The following is a 2,199-nucleotide window of genomic DNA, read 5'->3' as shown; positions in this document are numbered from 1 at the left end:
CAGGTCCTGCAGAGTCTGAACGAGTTGCAGACCCTGCGCCAGCGCGTCGGCGAGCGCTTCGACGGCAGAGCTGACGACGCCGCGAACGCGGCGGGCCGTGCGATCTGGGCCCGCATCGATGCGGCCCACAGCCGCGTCACGCCGGCCTTCTCCACGACCGGCACGAATTACATGATCGATAGCTGGCGCCTCCAGGCCGGCGCCGACGGGCAGGTCTTCGCCAGCGAAGCCGGCACGCTCGTCGGAGGCGTGACGCTGCATCATGGCGAGGCGCTCGCCGATATGTCGTCGGTCTTCGGGCACGGCAAGATCAAGGCCTCCGGCAGCGGTTTCGGCGGGGCGCTGACCTGGTACGGCGCGTCGGGCTTCTATGCCGACGCGCAGACGAAGCTCAGTTGGTTCGACAGCGACCTCTCCTCCACCACGGCCGGGCGTCAGCTCGCCAAGGGCAAGGGCGGTTTCGGCTATGCGCTGGGGCTCGAGCTGGGGCAGCGCATCGCGCTGTCAGGCGCCTGGTCGCTGACGCCGCAGGCGCAGTTGACCTACTCCCATGTCGACGCCGACAGCTTCGTCGATCCGTTCGGCGCCCGCGTTGCGTTGACCGACGGTGACAGCCTGCGCGGGCGGCTCGGCCTCTCCGCGGACTACCGGCAGAGCTGGCGCGACAATGCAGGACGAACGGTCAACGCCTCGCTCTACGGCATCGCCAACCTCCGTTACGAATTCCTGGGCGGAACGACGGCAACGGTCGCCGGCACGCCTCTGACCAGCCGTGGAGAACGGCTCTGGGGCGGGCTCGGCCTCGGCGCCAAATACGAAACCGGCCGCTATGCGCTCTATGGCGAGGTCGAGGCCCAGACCAGCCTGGCCCATTTCGCCGACAGCTACAGCATGACCGGCCGGGCGGGCCTGCGCGTGAGCTGGTAAGTCGCAATCTCGCAATCTCTCTCGGATCGGTCGCGGTTGCTATCGAGCCGGTGCCCGGAAAATCGTAATCTGGCGAGATCCGGGGGCCCCTTGCAGGCGCTGAGCGCGGCTGCACATCCTCGGGGTCAGCCGGAGCGCGAAAGCCTTTCTCGCTCCGTGAGGTCAGCCGCCGCATGTCGGGGCGGCCGCGCCCGCCGTCGCCTTCGCCCCGTCGATCACGACCGGCGTCCAGCCGCGATCGGGGGATTTCAGCCAGTCGCCGACATGCTCGAAGATGATGCGCTGCAAGGGCTGGATCGGCTGCCCGCTTTGCTCGGCGATGATCATGATCCGGCCGAGTTCGTCGGCGAAATCGCGTTTGATCTCGACGCCGAGGCGGCTCTCCAGATGCTTGAACAGGATGCCGAACAGGCTGATCTGGGCACTGGCCAGCCCGGCGATGCAATTGCTGATGTCGTCCTGCGTCATCGTCTTGTCCTCGGAGATGGTGTGCGCGTCCCATGGAGCAGCCGGGCGCAAGCCCTGGAGCCTGGCGATCGGTGCGGCCTTTAGAATTCCGCCCAGTCGTCGCGCCCGCCGTTCATGGCGCGCAGCACCTTGCGCTGCAGCCGGGCGGGACCGTTCGGGGCCGGCGCGGCCTCGTCCCGGGCCGTGCGCGTGAAGGCGACGCTGTCGGTCTGGCCGCTCAGCCGCTCCAGCGGGATCTGGAATGAGGTGACGAGGGACTGGAGCCGCTTCGCCGAATCCTCCAGCGTGCCGGCGACCGCATGGCTCTGCACGACCATCGTCGCGTTCTGCTGCGTCATCTCGTCGAGATGCGCCACGACTTTGGCGACCTCTTCGATTCCATTGGCCTGTTCCTGCGAGGCGATCGAGATATCGCCCAGGGCCGTGGAAACCTGCTGCGACGACTGCACGATCTCGGTCAGCGCGCTGCCGGCTTCCCGGACCAGCTTCACGCCAGCGGCGACCTCATCGGCCGAATCCGTGATCAGCTTCTTGATGTCGTTGGCCGAATCGCTGGAGCGCTGGGCGAGCGCCCTCACTTCCGAGGCGACCACCGCGAAGCCGCGGCCCGCCTCGCCGGCACGCGCCGCTTCGACGGCGGCATTCAGGGCCAGCAAGTTCGTCTGGAAGGCGATCGTGTCGATGACGTTGATGATCTCGGCGATATTGGCGGAAGCGCGCTCGATGCGCTCCATCGCCGCAATCGCCGCGGTGACGATGTCGCCGCCGCGATTGGCGATGGCATTGGCCTGTTCGCCCAGCGCC

Annotated in this window: 3 protein-coding genes; 1 reads left to right on the top strand and 2 read right to left on the bottom strand. The window is 67.8% G+C overall.

Annotated features, from left to right (window positions below):
- Window positions 1–927 (top strand): autotransporter family protein (locus tag JHD80_RS26985; RefSeq protein WP_199093636.1); only part of this gene is annotated, 927 nt, incomplete at its 5' end.
- A gap of 162 nt (window positions 928–1,089) precedes the next feature.
- Here the strand turns inward: JHD80_RS26985 and JHD80_RS26980 are convergent.
- Window positions 1,090–1,395, bottom strand: coding sequence for a hypothetical protein (locus JHD80_RS26980; RefSeq protein WP_199093634.1), 306 nt, complete (start codon window positions 1,393–1,395; stop codon window positions 1,090–1,092).
- Between the two features lie 80 nt (window positions 1,396–1,475).
- The coding region (locus JHD80_RS26975) for a methyl-accepting chemotaxis protein (RefSeq protein ID WP_248311812.1) at window positions 1,476–2,199 on the bottom strand (724 nt) is incomplete at its 5' end.

The sequence above is a fragment of the Allobosea sp. ASV33 genome, from assembly GCF_016428755.1.
Classification (GTDB): domain Bacteria; phylum Pseudomonadota; class Alphaproteobacteria; order Rhizobiales; family Beijerinckiaceae; genus Allobosea.
Note: the sequence above shows the minus strand (reverse complement) of the source record. Positions and strands in the feature narration are given on the sequence as shown.